At 75.3% G+C, this 14118-nt stretch carries 14 protein-coding genes; 7 read left to right on the top strand and 7 right to left on the bottom strand.

Going from position 1 to position 14118, the window contains the following annotated elements:
* Positions 1 to 61 precede the first annotated feature (61 nt).
* Positions 62 to 487, top strand: coding sequence for an ATP-binding protein (locus tag ACZ47G_RS10275; RefSeq protein ID WP_465740993.1), 426 nt, complete (start codon positions 62 to 64; stop codon positions 485 to 487).
* 216 nt (positions 488 to 703) lie between these two features.
* A complete protein-coding gene (locus ACZ47G_RS10270; RefSeq protein WP_465740992.1) occupies positions 704 to 2773 on the top strand; it encodes a sensor histidine kinase in 2070 nt (689 codons plus the stop codon).
* Between the two features lie 169 nt (positions 2774 to 2942).
* Here ACZ47G_RS10270 and ACZ47G_RS10265 read toward each other — a convergent pair whose 3' ends face one another.
* The 3 genes from ACZ47G_RS10265 to ACZ47G_RS10255 all read right to left on the bottom strand — a co-directional run bounded on the left by ACZ47G_RS10265 (position 2943) and on the right by ACZ47G_RS10255 (position 3966).
* Positions 2943 to 3131 carry a hypothetical protein gene (locus tag ACZ47G_RS10265; RefSeq protein WP_465740991.1) on the bottom strand — a complete coding sequence of 63 codons (189 nt, stop codon included), beginning with the start codon at positions 3129 to 3131 and terminating at the stop codon, positions 2943 to 2945.
* Positions 3132 to 3241: 110 nt separating this feature from the next.
* Entirely contained in the window at positions 3242 to 3703 is a 462-nt protein-coding gene (locus ACZ47G_RS10260) for a DUF5946 family protein (RefSeq protein WP_465740990.1), read from the bottom strand.
* Entirely contained in the window at positions 3700 to 3966 is a 267-nt protein-coding gene (locus ACZ47G_RS10255) for a hypothetical protein (RefSeq protein WP_465740989.1), read from the bottom strand. The genes ACZ47G_RS10260 and ACZ47G_RS10255 overlap by 4 nt, the downstream gene beginning before the upstream one ends.
* Before the next feature lie 204 nt (positions 3967 to 4170).
* On the opposite strand from ACZ47G_RS10255, the gene ACZ47G_RS10250 reads away from it, so the two are divergent.
* The 4 genes from ACZ47G_RS10250 to ACZ47G_RS10235 all read left to right on the top strand — a co-directional run bounded on the left by ACZ47G_RS10250 (position 4171) and on the right by ACZ47G_RS10235 (position 8080).
* Positions 4171 to 5109, top strand: a complete 939-nt coding sequence (locus ACZ47G_RS10250; protein WP_465740988.1) for an ABC transporter ATP-binding protein — start codon at positions 4171 to 4173, stop codon at positions 5107 to 5109.
* Entirely contained in the window at positions 5106 to 5957 is an 852-nt protein-coding gene (locus ACZ47G_RS10245) for an ABC-2 transporter permease (RefSeq protein ID WP_465740987.1), read from the top strand. The genes ACZ47G_RS10250 and ACZ47G_RS10245 overlap by 4 nt, the downstream gene beginning before the upstream one ends.
* Before the next feature lie 147 nt (positions 5958 to 6104).
* Positions 6105 to 7400, top strand: coding sequence for a sensor histidine kinase (locus ACZ47G_RS10240; protein WP_465741460.1), 1296 nt, complete (start codon positions 6105 to 6107; stop codon positions 7398 to 7400).
* Positions 7397 to 8080 (top strand): response regulator, encoded by a 684-nt coding sequence (locus tag ACZ47G_RS10235; RefSeq protein WP_465740986.1) that lies wholly within the window; start codon positions 7397 to 7399, stop codon positions 8078 to 8080. The genes ACZ47G_RS10240 and ACZ47G_RS10235 overlap by 4 nt, the downstream gene beginning before the upstream one ends.
* A 98-nt stretch (positions 8081 to 8178) precedes the next feature.
* On the opposite strand, the gene ACZ47G_RS10230 is transcribed toward ACZ47G_RS10235, so the two are convergent.
* Complete coding sequence (locus tag ACZ47G_RS10230) at positions 8179 to 9546, bottom strand: chloride channel protein (protein WP_465740985.1); 1368 nt, start codon at positions 9544 to 9546, stop codon at positions 8179 to 8181.
* A gap of 359 nt (positions 9547 to 9905) precedes the next feature.
* Between ACZ47G_RS10230 and ACZ47G_RS10225 the strand changes: the two genes are divergently transcribed.
* Entirely contained in the window at positions 9906 to 10535 is a 630-nt protein-coding gene (locus tag ACZ47G_RS10225; protein ID WP_465740984.1) for a TetR-like C-terminal domain-containing protein, read from the top strand.
* Between the two features lie 100 nt (positions 10536 to 10635).
* On the opposite strand, the gene ACZ47G_RS10220 is transcribed toward ACZ47G_RS10225, so the two are convergent.
* From ACZ47G_RS10220 to ACZ47G_RS10210, 3 genes are all read right to left on the bottom strand, one after another.
* On the bottom strand, positions 10636 to 12000 hold the full coding sequence (locus ACZ47G_RS10220) for an FAD-dependent oxidoreductase (RefSeq protein WP_465740983.1): 1365 nt from the start codon (positions 11998 to 12000) through the stop codon (positions 10636 to 10638).
* A 152-nt stretch (positions 12001 to 12152) separates the two neighbouring features.
* Entirely contained in the window at positions 12153 to 12944 is a 792-nt protein-coding gene (locus ACZ47G_RS10215; protein ID WP_465741458.1) for a slipin family protein, read from the bottom strand.
* Between the two features lie 283 nt (positions 12945 to 13227).
* Complete coding sequence (locus ACZ47G_RS10210) at positions 13228 to 14088, bottom strand: NAD(P)H-binding protein (RefSeq protein WP_465740982.1); 861 nt, start codon at positions 14086 to 14088, stop codon at positions 13228 to 13230.
* Positions 14089 to 14118 lie beyond the last annotated feature (30 nt).

Below are 14118 nucleotides of genomic sequence, written 5' to 3'. Positions count from 1 at the left end.
CCGGGTGGCGGGGTTCCGGTGGTGACGGGGGGCACGACAGCGACGAGGGAGGTGCGGTCGGATGGGCGGCGCCCTGGCGTCCGCGCGGTCATGCTCCTCGGTGCGGCCGTGGGCGCGCCGCCTGCCGCTGTCCACCCGGCCGGGGGCGGTCGCCGAGGCGCGCTCCTGCACCGCCGCCTTCCTGGCCGATGTGGCCGATCCCCTGGTGGTCGCCGACGCCGTCCTGCTGGTCTCCGAACTGGTCGGCAACGCCGTCCGGCACACCGGCGCGCCCGGGGCGCTGATCCTGGTGCGCTGCCCGGGCCTGCTGCGGATCGAGGTCAGCGACGCGAGTCGGTGTCCGCCGCTGCCGCGCCCCTCGGACGGCAGGGGCGAGAACGGCGGCCGCGGCCTGTTCCTGCTGAGCCGCCTCGCGCTGCGCTGGGGCTGGCGCCCGGCGGGTGCGGGCAAGGCGGTCTGGTGCGAGCTGCGGATCCCCGGGGACTGACGGGTCACGGGCGGGGGTGCTGCGGCCGGGCCCCTCGGGCAGGCGGGCTCTGCGGCGACACCCGTCCGGCGACAACCGTCCGGTGACGCGCGTCCGGTGACGCTCGGGCCGCGGGTGGGCGCGGTCCGTCACTCGCGGGGCCGCTGCCCCATGCGCCCGGGACATCGGGTGCACGAGACTGCTGGGAGGCGGGTCGCAGGCGGAGAGAAGGCGGTCATGGGTGCGGAGAGCGCGCGGAGCGTCTGGTGGCGGCCCCGGACCGGGCAGGCGGATCGGCAGTTGGCGGCGGCGGGGCTGTGGGCGCTCGTCTGCCTGGCGGCGGGCGGGCTGTGGGCCGGGTACGTGCTGGGCCACCTGGGCGCGCCGGGGATCGGTGAGCCGACCCGGCACCTGGCGGTGCTCGGGTACGGGCTGGCCGCGGTGGCGGGCGGGGTGCTGGTGCACGTCCACCGGCCCGGCCTGGAGCTGGGCTGGGTGCTGCTGGCGTACGGGGCGGCGCTGATCATTCCGCTGGCCGCCGAGACGCCGGTCTGGACGGAGATCAGCGACCCGCGCTACATCGGGGGCGTGGTGGTGCTCAAGTCGGTCGGCTACACGGTGAGCGGCACGATCTGGCAGGCGCTGCCGCTGTGGCTGCCGTACGGCCGGCTGCCGGACCGCCGCTGGTGGGCGGCGATCGGCGCGGTGGGCCTGTGGATGCTGCCCCAGGCGAGCTACTACGTCTACCAGCCGACCGTCTTCGGCCGCCCCAATCCGCTGGCCGGCAGCACGGTGGCCGGCTGGCTGCGGGACTTCAACGGCACCCTGCACATCACCCAGTTGATCGTCTGGGTCGCCCTGACCGTCCTGGTGGTGCTCGTCCCGCTGGCCCGCACCCGGCACGTGTCGCGGCGGCGCCGACAGAACGTGCTGGTCGCGATCGCCGTCTACCTGCTCTGGGCCGGCGCCGAGGCCGGCTACTACTTCAACGGCCAGAGCAGCGCCTCGTACGTGGCCTACGCGGCGGCCTCCGCGCTGTGGACGCTCACCCTGGCCGCCGTGGTGGTGCGGGACGGCTCCTGGCGGCTGGACCGCACGGCCCGCCGGGTGCTGGTCGGGCTGCTGGTCGCCGCCGGGCTGGCGGTCGCCTTCGTGCTGCTGGCCGGGCTGCTGTCGACCATGCTGCTGCCCGGCCGCGGCCTGGGCGCGCTGTGCCTGGTCGCCCTGGTGTTCCTGCTGGCCAGCGGCCTGCCGAAGGGCGTGCGCTGGGCCTCCGGGATCGTCGACCGCTGGTACTACGGCTCGCGGGCGCAGCCGTACCAGGTGCTGCGCAGCCTGGCCGGGCGGGTCAGCCAGACCGTCGACCCGCAGGACGTGCCCGCCGTGCTGTGCGCCACGGTCGGTGACGAGCTGCGCCTGCCCGGCGTGGCCCTGACCGTCGCCACCCGGAGCGGCGAGCGCCGGCTCGCCGCCGTGGGGGAGTACCCGGGCAGCGGGGAGCGCTTCGCCCTGGTCCACCGGGGCCGGGAAATCGGCCGGCTCACCGTCGCCCCGCGCCCCGGCCAGCGCGCCCTCGACGCCAGCGACCGGGACATCCTGCGCTCGCTCGCCGACCAGGCCGCGCCCGCCGTCGCCTCGCTCCAGCTGATGGAGGACCTCCGGGCCAGCCGCGAGCAGATCGTCGCGGCCCGCGAGGAGGAGCGCCGACAGCTGCGCCGGGACATCCACGACGGGCTCGGTCCGATGCTGGCCGGTCTGCGGCTTCGCCTCCAGGGGGCGGCGGCCGTGGACGACCCGGCGCGCTTCGCCGGCGCCCTGGAGCACGCCGCCGACGACCTCGCCTCGGCCGTCCGGGAGGTCCGGCGGGTCACCGACCGGCTCGGGCCCACCGCGCTCGGCGACTACGGGCTGACCCGGGCGCTGCGCCGCCTGGCGGAGACCTTCAGCGGCGAGGAGCTGGTCGTCGGCGTTCGGCTGGCTCCCGACCCGCTGCCCGACCTGCCCGCCGCGGTGGAGGTGGCGGTCTACCGGATCACCGCGGAGGCGCTCAACAACGTACTGCGGCACGCCCGGGCGAGCAGCGCCACGGTGGCCGTCCGGGTGGACCGGGGGCGGCTGGAGCTCACCGTCGAGGACGACGGGCTGGGCCCGGGCCGCGGCGACCTGCCCCACCCGGGGGTGGGCCTGCGGTCGATGACCGAACGGGCGGCGGAGATCGGCGGCAGCTGCACCGTCGACCCGGTCCGGGGCCTCGGCCGGGGCACCCGGGTGCACGCGGTGCTGCCGCGCAACCCGGCGAGCGGCTGACCGCGGGGCCGGCCGAGCGCGGGGCCGACTGAGCGCGGGGCCGGCCGAGAGCAGGGTCGGCCGAGCGCGGGGCTTGCGGGGCCGGCCGACCGAAAAGTGCCGGAAGAGCCCCCGGCGGGTCGGATCTTGGATTCCGACGGCCGCCGGGGGCGGCGGAGCACGGGGGCGGTCAGTTGCAGTTCGGCGGGTTGGGGCAGGTGGGACGGCCCTTTCCCGGGTTCTTCCGCTCCTCGCCGGCCATGCTGTTCCCGACCGGGGCCTTGCGGGCCCGGGCGGCGCAGACGATCACGCCCACGAAGACGGCGACCGCGGCGGCACCGGCGGCGACCGCCACCGGGCTGGCCGATCTGGCGCTCATGCTGTCCTCCAGGGAGGGGATTGCGCAGGCCGGTCGACCCGCCCCTCCATGGCACCGCCGGGCCTGCCCCATGCGCATGGGGCCACGGTCCCGTCCCGGTCCCGGGGCGGCTACCCGCCGTCGCCGCCCCAGGCCGCCAGTGTGGCCGCCGCCCAGTCCCGCACCCGCTCGGCGAAGCCGTCGGCCGGGAACGTCCGGTCCAGGGCGACCTGCTCGATCGTCACCGCGAACCCGCCTCGCGGCGCCGTCGGCGGCTCCGGTTCCGGCGCTGGCGCGGGCCCGGGATGCCCCGCCCCGCCCGTCACCCGGTGCGAGTTCGCCCGCCGGGCCCGCCCGACCACTCGCTCAACCGCCGGCAGCCCGCCGTCCAGGTACGCCCGCAGCAGCCCCCGGGCGCCCGCCCCGCCGTCCCCTGGCAGCCGGCCCGGATGCTGCAACAGGAAGCAGGACACCGACACCCCGTGCAGCGGCCCCCACGGCTCCGCCCGGGAGTGGTCCAGCGCCAGCAGCCCGTGGAACAGCTCGGCACACCCGCGCGCGCCGCACTCCGCGCAGGGCTCGGCGGCCGTCACCCGCGCACGGTCTTGCTCATGGACATCGCCGAGACGCCGTAGCCGCTGCCGCCGCCTGGCTCTACCACCTCCGCGTCCTGCCCGACCACCAGGTGGCGGCCGGGGGTGTCCGGGTCGTCCGGGAGGAACCTGGCGGTGCCCTGGCGGGCGCGCTCGCGGGCCGGCTCCTCGGGCATCAGCTCGGCCAGCTCCTGGCTGGTCTCGGCCTCGCGGATCTCGGTGGCCGACTGGTACCCGGCCGGGGTCATCTGACGCAGGGTCACTTTCCGATCGTCCATCCCACCATCCTCGGCCAGACGGCGCGGTCGGCGAAAGCGGGTTTCCGCGGGTAGGGCGACGGTGTGGTACCGCGGTACTACGCGCCGTCCGATGATCAGTCCGCAGTGCCACGGATCCGGCCGCGCCCGCCCCTAGCGTGGAACCGTGGGCGGCCGGGACGGCCCGGCCCCTGAACGTAAGGGCGAGCGATGATCGAGGCGCACCAGCTGACGAAGCGGTACGGGGAGAAGACCGCCGTGGACGGGCTGGACTTCACGGTCCGGCCGGGGGCGGTGACCGGGTTCCTCGGGCCCAACGGGGCGGGGAAGTCGACCACCATGCGGATGATCGTCGGACTGGACGCGCCCACCAGCGGCTCGGTACGCGTCAACGGCCGCCGGTACGCCGAGCACGCCGCGCCGCTGCAGGAGGTGGGCGCGCTGCTGGAGGCCAAGTCGATCCACCCCGGCCGCTCCGCCTTCAACCACCTGATGGCCCAGGCCCACACCCACGGCATCCCGCGCCGCCGGGTCGAGGAAGTCATCGAGCTGACCGGCCTGCAGTCGGTGGCCCGCAAGCGCGCCGGGGCGTTCTCGCTCGGCATGGGCCAGCGGCTCGGCATCGCGGCCGCCCTGCTGGGCGACCCGGCCACGGTGATGCTGGACGAGCCGGTCAACGGGCTGGACCCCGAGGGCGTGCTGTGGATCCGCAACCTGCTCACCTCGCTCGCCGCCGAGGGCCGTACCGTCTTCGTCTCCTCGCACCTGATGAGCGAGGTCTCGCTGGTCGCCGACCACCTGATCATCGTCGGGCGGGGCAAGCTGCTGGCCGACACCACCGTGCAGGAGCTGGTCCAGCAGGCCGGCGGTGACGTCGTCAAGGTCGCCAGCGCCGACCCGGCCGGGCTGCGCTCCGCGCTCGCCGGACCGGGCGTGGAGATCACCGGCCGCTCCGGCTCGGAGGAACTGCTGGTCACCGGGCGGACGGCCCGGGAGATCGGGCTCACCGCCGCCGAGCAGGGCATCGCGGTGTTCGAGCTGACCCCCCGGACGGTCTCCCTGGAGGAGGCCTTCATGGACCTCACCCGGGACGCCGTCGAGTACCACGGCACCACGACCACCGCCGACACCCAGAGGAGCGCGGCATGACCACGATCGCCCCCAGCCAGACGTCCTCCACGGCCGCCGAGCCGCGCCCCGCCCGCCCCGCCTACAAGGTGACGGCCGCGCGCGTGCTGCGCTCGGAGTGGGCCAAGCTGTGGTCGCTGCGCTCCAGCTGGATCACCCTCGGCCTGGCGCTGCTGTTCCTGGTCGCCTTCGGCCTGATCGCGGCCTTCCAGTTCAAGTCGCGGATCACCTCCGGCCGCCCGATGGACCGCGACTTCGCGGACGCGAGCGCGCTCAGCCTCTCCCTCTTCGGCACCAACTTCGCCCAGCTGGCGCTCGGTGTCCTCGGGGTGCTGGTCGCGGCCGGCGAGTACTCGACCGGCATGATCCGCTCCACCCTGGCCGCCGTGCCGCGCCGCCTGCCGGTGCTGTGGTCCAAGGCGGCGGTGTACGGCGTGATCGCGCTGGTGCTGGGCACCGTCGGGGTGTTCGCCACCTTCTCGGCGGACAGCGGCATCCTGTCCGGCACCCGCGCGGCGATGACCCTCTCCGACACCGGCGTGGTGCGCGGCCTGCTGGGCGCCGGGCTCTACCTCGGCCTGGTCGGCGTGATCGGCGTCGCCCTCGGCGCGCTGCTGCGCTCGGTGGCCGGCGGCATCGCCGTCCTGGTCGCCTCGCTGATGCTGATCCCGGGCCTGACCTCGCTGCTGCCCAGCTCCTGGCAGAGCCACATCAGCCCGTACCTGCCCAGTCACGCCGGTGAGGCGATGTTCGCCCTGCACCACGACTCGACCACCCTCTCGCCGACGGCCGGCCTGCTGGTCTTCCTCGGCTGGACGGTGCTCGCGCTCGCCGGCGCCGCCGTCCGGCTGATGCGCTCGGACGCCTGAGCCCGGCGGAGCCTGGGACACTCGCGGTGCGGCGCCGGAGCAGACCGGCGCCGCACCGTTTCCGTTCCTACGACCAGCAGGGGAGAACCACCGGTGAGCGAGGACGACCACGCCACCCCCGCCGGCCCGTCGGCGGTCGGCGACGCGCTGCCCGGCGACGCGCTGTCCGGCCACCCGCTGTTCGGCCGGCTGGCCCGGATCGGCCAACGGCTGCGCGAGGCCGACCGCCGGCACCCGTGGGTGCTGGACGCGGCCGTGGTGGTCGCGGCCTTCCTGGTGTTCTGCCTGCCCGACCTCGTCCCCGGCCACGGCGAGTTGTCGGGCCACGGCGAGGGCGGCCCGCACGAGCACCGGATCATCCTGGTCCGGCCGCCGCTGCCGGCCACCCTGGCCCTCCAGGCGGGCCTGGTGGTGCCGCTGCTGTGGCGCCGCCGGCGGCCCACCGCGGCCTTCGCGGCGATCATGGCGGTGTTCGTGCTGCAGTGGTCGCTGGGCGTGGGCCTGCGTGCCGACGCCGCCCTGCTGGTGGCGCTCTACAGCCTGGCGCTGCACGGCCGGCTGCGGCACCTGGCGTGGTCCTGCGTGGCGATGGTCGGCGCGATGGCGCTGGTCGCGGTCGAGGTCTCCGGCGGCGGGCTGCCGGTCGGGGACGCGCTGTTCTTCCTGGTCAGCGCCGGCACCGCGGCCGTCGCCCTGGGCATCGCGGTGCGCATCCGGCGCGCCCAGCTGGCCGGGCTGCGCGAGCGCGCCGCCCGGCTGGAGATCGAGCGCGACCAGCGCAGCCGGCTCGCCACGGCCACCGAACGCACCCGGGTGGCCCGGGAGATGCACGACATCATCGGCCACAACCTGTCCGTCATCGTCACCCTGGCCGACGGCGGCGCCTACGCCGCCCAGGCCTCCCCCGAGCGCGGCCGGGAGGCCCTCCAGCTGATCGGCGAGACCAGCCGGCAGGCGCTCGGCGAACTGCGCCGGATGCTCGGCGTGCTGCGCGACCAGGCCGACCAGGAGGCCGAGTTCAACCCGCAGCCCGGCATCGCCGACCTCGACGGGCTGTGCGCCCGGATCCGGGCCGCCGGCCCCCAGGTGGTGTACACCGTCGGCGGCGACCCGGACCAACTGGACCGCGGCGTCCAGCTGATGGCCTACCGGATCGTCCAGGAGGCGCTCACCAACACCCTCAAGCACGCCGGCCCGGACACCCGGGCGCACGTCACCCTGACCGCCGAGGCCACCCGGCTGCGGGTGCGCGTCCAGGACAGCGGCCCGCCCGGCGGCGCCCGCCCGGTGCGCCCCGACGGCGAGGGGCACGGCCTGGCCGGGATGCGCGAACGCGCGGCCCTGTACGGCGGGACGGTCACGGCGGGCCCCGGCCCTGGGGCAGGATGGACCGTGGAGGCCGTCCTGGACCTCACCCCCGACCCGACAGGCGGCCACCCGTGACCACCGTCCTCATCGTGGACGACCAGCCACTCCAGCGCTACGGCTTCCGGATGCTGCTGGAGAGCCAGCCCGACACCGAGGTGGTCGGCGAGGCCGCCCACGGCACCGAGGCCGTCCGGCTCACCGCCGACCTGCGGCCGGACGTCGTCCTGATGGACATCCGGATGCCCGGCATGGACGGCATCGAGGCCACCCGCCGGATCGTCGAGGGGGGCGGGCGCTCGCGCATCCTGGTCCTCACCACCTTCGACCTCGACGAGTACGCCCACGCCGCGCTGCGCGCCGGGGCCAGCGGCTTCCTGCTGAAGGACGCGCGGCCGGAGGAACTGCTGGCCGGGATCCACGCCGTCGCCGAGGGCGACGCCGTGGTGGCCCCCGCCATCACCCGGCGGCTGCTCGACGCCTACGCCCACCACCTGCCGGTCCGCCCGTCCGGCGCGGCGCCCGTGGAGGACCCTCGGCTGGAGGCGCTGACCGAGCGCGAGCGGGAGATCCTGGTGGCCATCGCCCGGGGCTGGACCAACAGCGAGATCGCCCAGCGGCTGGTGCTGGCCGAATCCACCGTCAAGACCCACGTCAGCCGGGTGCTGTCGAAGATCGGCGCCCGGGACCGGGTGCAGGCGGTGATCTTCGCCTACGACCGGGGGCTGACCCGGCCCAATCCGCCGATCGCGAAGTGAACCGGCCGCCGGCCCCGGGCACCCGACCGCGGTGCTACGCCTGGCTGCTCGGGATCTGCCCCGGCGCCGAGCGTTGACGAGCCCGCCGGGCGGAAGTGTCAGGCCCGGTCGACCCGCGCCGGTGCCGGGGCCCTCCGGGTGTGCCGGGTCCGTCCGCGCAGCAGCTCGGCGGTGAGGAAGGCCGTCACCCCGGCGACGATCAGCAGCGGCATCGCGTTCGCCGCCTGCCCGCCCAACAGCATCGCGGCCAGCACGGTGCTGGTGACCGGCAGCCTGGTCACCGCCGCGCCGGAGGCGGCCAGCCCGGCGGCCAGCGCCGGCGCGGTGCCCAGGCCCGGCAGCGGCGCGCAGGCCACCCCGAGGGCGGCACCGATCAGGACGGCCGGGAAGATCGGGCCACCGCGCAGGCTGCCCAGCGCGATGCCCCAGCCGAGCGTCTTGCACAGCACCAGCGCGAGCAGCGCGCCCACCGGCCAGGCGGCCGGGTCGGCCGCGAGCACGCCCAGAGTGGCCTGGCCGGAGAGCGCGGCCTCCTCCGGCGAGCGGCCGGTGATCAGCGCGTAGGCGGCGATGCAGCCGCCGACCGCGACCGCGCAGCCGACGGTGCGCAGGGCGGTCCGCCGGGCGCGGGTGCCGCCGGTGAACGCCTTGACCCGGCGGCCCAGCGCCTGCCCCGCCACACAGACCACCGTGACCGCGACGGCCAGAGGCACGCCCCACAGGAAGTCGCCGGGGTCCGGCGTGCCGGACGCGGGCACGTGCGGCAGCGACAGCGCGCCGGTGGCCAGCCCGGTCCAGTGCCCGAACCCGGTGAACACCAACGCGCCGATGCCGCTGGCGAGCAGACAGGGCAGGACCAGCGCCACCAGCTGCGGGCCGCCCAGCCCGGCCGCCTCGATCATCATCACCGCCGCCACCAGCGGGCTGCCGAAGATGGTCGAGATCGCCGCCGAGGCCCCCGCCGCGCCCAGCACCGGTACCACGCGCGGGTTCCGGGCCCGGGCCGGCGCCCGTACGGCGAGCAGTGCCAGCCCGCCGCCCAGCGCCATCAGCGGCGCCTCCGGTCCGAGCACCGCCCCCAGCGGCAGGCAGACCAGCGCGGCCAGCACCACCCCCGGGACGTCCCGCGGCAGGCTGGGCGGCCCGCCGAGCCCGTCCACCGGCACATGGCCGCCGCGCCCGGGCATCCGGGTGACGAGCGGGGCGAGCAGCAGCCCGGCCAACGCCAGCGAGGGCAGCGGCCACCACCAGGGCGCCCGCGCGAAGCCGGCGGCGTCCGGCAGGCTCTCCCAGATCCAGTGCTGCAGCTCGTGCTCCAGACCGACGAAACCGAAGGCGACCAACGAGACGGGGACCCCGACCAGTGCCGCGACCAGCAGCAGCCCGAGGTAACCCCGGCGCAGCAGCAACTCGTGAAGGGTGGGGCCACCGCCCTGCCGCTCGGGTGTGTCCGGCAGCTCCGGCATGACGTCTCCCCTTTCGCGCTCCCGGGGCGCGTCCCGCCGCCGTCCTGCGACCGAGTCTCGCCGGGGGCGGCCCGCCCCGCACGGCGGCTGTGGCCGGTGGACCAGACGCTCTGGTCGGCGGTGCGCAGTTCGGTGACGGCCTTGTGGACGCCGGGGAAGGCCGGCACCGCCCGGGGGTCACCTGAACGGGCGGGATCCGGGCCGCACCGGGCGGACCGCTGCGCCGACCCCCTGCGGCCCCCCGGGGTGCGGCGGCGCCCCGGAGGCTGGTCGTGCGGGGTCCTTGGGAGGGAACGGGTTCGTTCACTAACATTGGCCGTAGGCCTGGTGAACAGGGAACCCCCGGGAGGTGTGCGGCCATGACCGCTGAAGCCCGAACCACGCAGGGTGGCACCGTGCGCGCGGCGGCGACCGCCCCGGTCCGCCGGCGCGGTGAGGCGCTGGAGAGCGCCATTTACGGGGCGACCCTCCAGCAGCTCACCACCGACGGCTACGCCCGGCTCACCATGGAGGGCGTGGCGGCCGCCGCGCAGACCGGCAAGGCCGCCCTCTACCGGCGCTGGTCCTCCAAGGAGGAGCTGGTGATGGACGCGCTGCGGGCCGGCCTGCCGCCGGCCCGGCCGGCCCCCGACACCGGCAGCCTGCGCGGGGACCTCCTGGAGGTGGTGACCGGGCTGCGCACCGCGATGTTCAGCGAACTGGGCGCCGCCGTCCGCGCGATCATGAGCGAGATCGATCACCAGCGCGCCCGGGTCTTCCTGGAGCTGGTGCAGCAGCGGGTGGTCGAGCCCACCACCGCGCTGATCGCCGAGGTGCTCGACCGGGGCACCGCCCGGGGCGAGGTGCGCCCCGGGGCGGTCACCCCGCTGGTCACCGACGTGGTGCCGGCGCTGATGCTGTACCGGATCAAGATGTGCGGCGGGGGCGCCGTGGAACTCGACCCGGTGGCGATCGTCGACGAGGTGCTGCTGCCGGTGGTCCGGGCCTGAACCGGGCCCCGTCGCCGGGCGCGGGCCCGGAGGCCGTGGTTCAGTCCCGGAGCCTGCGCTTCAGTCGCGGAGCCCGCGGTTCAGTGCCGGAGGCCGGGACTCAGGCCCCGCTGTTGCGGAGCATGGCCTCGCGCTCGACGACCTTGACGCGCTCGCGGTCCTCGGCCCGGCCGAGCTCGCGCTCGTGGGCGTCGAGCTGCTTCCAGCCGTCCCAGGTGGTGAACCGGACGCCGCGGGCGCGCAGGTGCTCCTCGATGGCCGCCGGGTCGGGCTCGGCGGCGCCGGGCAGCCGGCCGGTGGCGTGGTCCTCCAGCAGGCAGGCGACGGTCTCGTTGGCGTCGCCCTTGGTGTGGCCGATCAGGCCGACCGGGCCGCGCTTGATCCACCCGGTGACGTACACGGCGGGGACGTGCGAGCCGTCGCCGTCCAGGACCCGGCCGGCCTGGTGCGGGACGGTGCCGGAGACCGGGTCGAAGGGCAGCTTGGGCAGTTCGTCGGAGTAGTAGCCGACGGCGCGGTAGACCGACTGGACGTCCCAGTCGGTGTGCCGCCCGGTGCCGCGCACGTTGCCGGTGCCGTCCAGCTCGGTGCGCTCGGTGCGCAGGCCGACGACCTTGCCGTCCTCGCCGAGGACCTCGACCGGGGACTCGAAGAAGTGCAGGTACACCCGGTGGGGGCGGTCGCCGACGTCGCGGATCGCCCAGTTCTCGACGGTCGCGGCGACCAGGTCGACGTGCTTGACGGCGCGGCGCTCGGCTATCGAGCCCTCGTCGTACTCGATGTCCTCGGGGTTGACGATGACCTCGATGGTGGGCGAGTGGTCGAGCTCGCGCAGTTCCATCGGGCTGAACTTGGCCTGGGCGGGGCCGCGGCGGCCGAAGACGTGGACCTCGACGGCGCGGTTGGCCTTCAGGCCCTCGTACACGTTCGGGGGGATCTCGGTGGGCAGCAGCTCGTCGGCGGTCTTGGCGAGGATCCGGGCGACGTCCAGGGCGACGTTGCCGACACCGAGGACAGCGACCTTCTCGGCCTCCAGCGGCCAGGTGCGCGGGACGTCCGGGTGGCCGTCGTACCAGGAGACGAAGTCGGCGGCGCCGTAGGAGCCGTCCAGGTCGATGCCGGGCAGGTCGAGCGCGCGGTCGGCCATCGCGCCGGTGGAGAAGACCACGGCGTCGTAGTGGCGGTGCAGGTCGTCCAGGGTGAGGTCGGTCGGGTAGTCGACGTTGCCGAACAGCCGGACCTGGGGCTTGTCCAGGACCTGGTGCAGGGCGGTGACGATGCCCTTGATCCGCGGGTGGTCGGGGGCCACGCCGTAGCGGATCAGGCCGAACGGGGCGGGCATCCGCTCGAACAGGTCGATCGAGACGCCGGGCGCCTGGGCGGCGTCGGACTTGAGCAGGGCGTCGGCGGCGTAGATCCCGGCGGGGCCGGCTCCGACGATGGCGACTCGGATCGAGCGGGTCATGCGGGCGAATCCTCCGGGCGGGCGCAGCGGACCTATTGGTCTGGACCCTTGCAGCCAACCGGCTGCGCGCGCGGAGGTGTAGTCGGTTCCGATCTATGACGTCATAGAGCTGGCCTATGGCCGGCCCGGGAACTTCCCGGGCCGGCCGGACGTCACCTGTCGTCGGCCGGGGCGGTGGGCGCGCCCTGCGGCGGGACGGCCGGGGCCTCGGCGGGTTCGGGTGCGGTCGCGCCCTCGGTGAGCCGGGCGGTGGAGGCCTCGAAGAAGCGCAGCAGCTCCACCGGGAACGGCAGTACCAGCGTCGAGTTCTTCTCCGCCGCGACCTCGACCACCGTCTGCAGCATGCGCAGCTGCATCGCGGCCGGGGTGTCGGCCATCTTGCTCGCCGCCTGAGCGAGCTTGGCGGCGGCCTGGAACTCCCCGTCCGCGGTGATGATACGGGCCCGGCGCTCCCGGTCCGCCTCGGCCTGGCGGGCCATCGAGCGCTTCATGGAGTCGGGCAGGCTGACGTCCTTGATCTCCACCCGGTCGATGTGCACGCCCCAGCCGGTCGCCGGGCTCTCCAGCATGACCTCCAGGCCGTGGTGGAGGTTCTCCCGGCCGGAGAGCAGGTCGTCCAGCTCGCTCTTGCCGATGATCGAGCGCAGCGAGGTCTGGGCGACCTGCAGCATCGCGAATCCGTAGTTCTGCACGTCCACGGTGGCCCGGATCGGCTCGACCACGCGGAAGTACAGCACCGCGTCGACGCTCACCGAGACGTTGTCCTTGGTGATGCCCTCCTGGGCGGGCACCGGCATGGTGACCACCTGGACGTTGACCTTGCGCATCTTGTCGACCACCGGCACCAGCAGCGTCAGCCCCGGCTCGCGGACCTGGCCGCGCACCTTGCCCAGCCGGAACACCACACCGCGCTCGTACTGCTGCACCACCCGCACGCCGGTCATCAGCCACAGCAGGACGACCACGACGATGATCACGAGTACTGCCACGCCTGTTCTACCTTCTCCCCGTCGCGGTGCGGCCGGGCCGGGTCCGGGATGGCCCTGTCGCCGGGCGCTCGCCGCGCGCAGCACAGTATGCGCCCGGCCGGAGCGCACGGTAAGGCGTGTGCAGGGGGATCTTGACGCAGCGTTGACCGACCGGGACGGCTGCGGGGCGGGTCCGGGGCAGTGGTCCGCCCTGAACTCGCCCCGAGCCCGTCCCGAGCCCGCCCCGGGCGGTACTGGATCAGGCGCGGAAGGCGTCCGCGTGCTCGGCGGCGAACTCGGCGAAGGAGCGCGGCGGACGGCCGGTCAGCTTCTCGATGTCCGAACTCACCGCCGAGGCCTGACCGGACGCGTACAGCCCGTACAGCTCGACCATGCCCTCGGCGCGCCACGGGTCCCAGCCCATGTTGAGCAGGCCGTCCAGGGCCACCTCGGGGGTGAGCGCGGCGTACGCGACCGGGTGGCCCGCGGCGGCGGTCAACTGCTCGGCCAGCTCGCCGTGGGTGAGCGCGGCCGGGCCGGTCAGGGTGTAGGCCGCGCCCTCGTGGCCCTCGGTCGCCAGCACCTCGACCGCGGCCGCCGCGACGTCCCGGGCGTCCACGTACGACACCGCGCCCTCGCCGCCGGGCACGGCCAGGTGGCCGGCCTTGACGGTCGGGGCCGTGCCCAGGAAGTTCTGGTAGAAGCCGTTCGGGCCGAGGACCGTCCACGGCAGGCCGGAGGCCTTCAGGTGGTCCAGGCCCGCCAGGTGGGCGCCGACGAAGCGCACGCCCTCGGGCCGGTACTCGATGCCCGCGGCGGCGTGCAGCACGATCCGCGGGCGGCGGCCGGTGCGGACGGCGGCGTCGATCACGTTCTGCTCGTGCCGGGCCATCTCCGGGTGCACGGCGACCAGCAGGTAGACGGTGTCGGCCCCGTCCAGGGCGGCGTCCAGCGACGCCGGGTCGGTGAAGTCGGCGGCGACCCGCTCGACCTCGGCGTCCCACTCGCCCGGGCCGGCGGACCCGGCGCGCACCAGCGCCCGCACCTCCTGGCCGCGCTCCCGCAGCCCCACGACGACCTTCGACCCGACCGTACCGGTGGCACCCGTCACGACGATCACGGTGTTTCTCCTTGTTCCCCGTTGTTCCCC

The organism is Kitasatospora sp. NPDC030952 (assembly GCF_055571335.1).
This window is presented reverse-complemented; position numbering and strand designations above follow the sequence as displayed.

What these genes read in the sequence shown, in the direction of transcription:
- ACZ47G_RS10220 (WP_465740983.1), bottom strand. Translation starts at nt 12,000, where the DNA reads ATGACCCGCTCGATCCGAGTCGCCATCGTCGGAGCCGGCCCCGCCGGG.
- ACZ47G_RS10215 (WP_465741458.1), bottom strand. Translation starts at nt 12,944, where the DNA reads ATGACCGGCGTGCGGGTGGTGCAGCAGTACGAGCGCGGTGTGGTGTTC.
- ACZ47G_RS10230 (WP_465740985.1), bottom strand. Translation starts at nt 9,546, where the DNA reads ATGCCGGAGCTGCCGGACACACCCGAGCGGCAGGGCGGTGGCCCCACC.
- ACZ47G_RS10250 (WP_465740988.1), top strand. Translation starts at nt 4,171, where the DNA reads ATGATCGAGGCGCACCAGCTGACGAAGCGGTACGGGGAGAAGACCGCC.
- ACZ47G_RS10225 (WP_465740984.1), top strand. Translation starts at nt 9,906, where the DNA reads ATGACCGCTGAAGCCCGAACCACGCAGGGTGGCACCGTGCGCGCGGCG.
- ACZ47G_RS10270 (WP_465740992.1), top strand. Translation starts at nt 704, where the DNA reads ATGGGTGCGGAGAGCGCGCGGAGCGTCTGGTGGCGGCCCCGGACCGGG.
- ACZ47G_RS10265 (WP_465740991.1), bottom strand. Translation starts at nt 3,131, where the DNA reads ATGAGCGCCAGATCGGCCAGCCCGGTGGCGGTCGCCGCCGGTGCCGCC.
- ACZ47G_RS10245 (WP_465740987.1), top strand. Translation starts at nt 5,106, where the DNA reads ATGACCACGATCGCCCCCAGCCAGACGTCCTCCACGGCCGCCGAGCCG.
- ACZ47G_RS10275 (WP_465740993.1), top strand. Translation starts at nt 62, where the DNA reads ATGGGCGGCGCCCTGGCGTCCGCGCGGTCATGCTCCTCGGTGCGGCCG.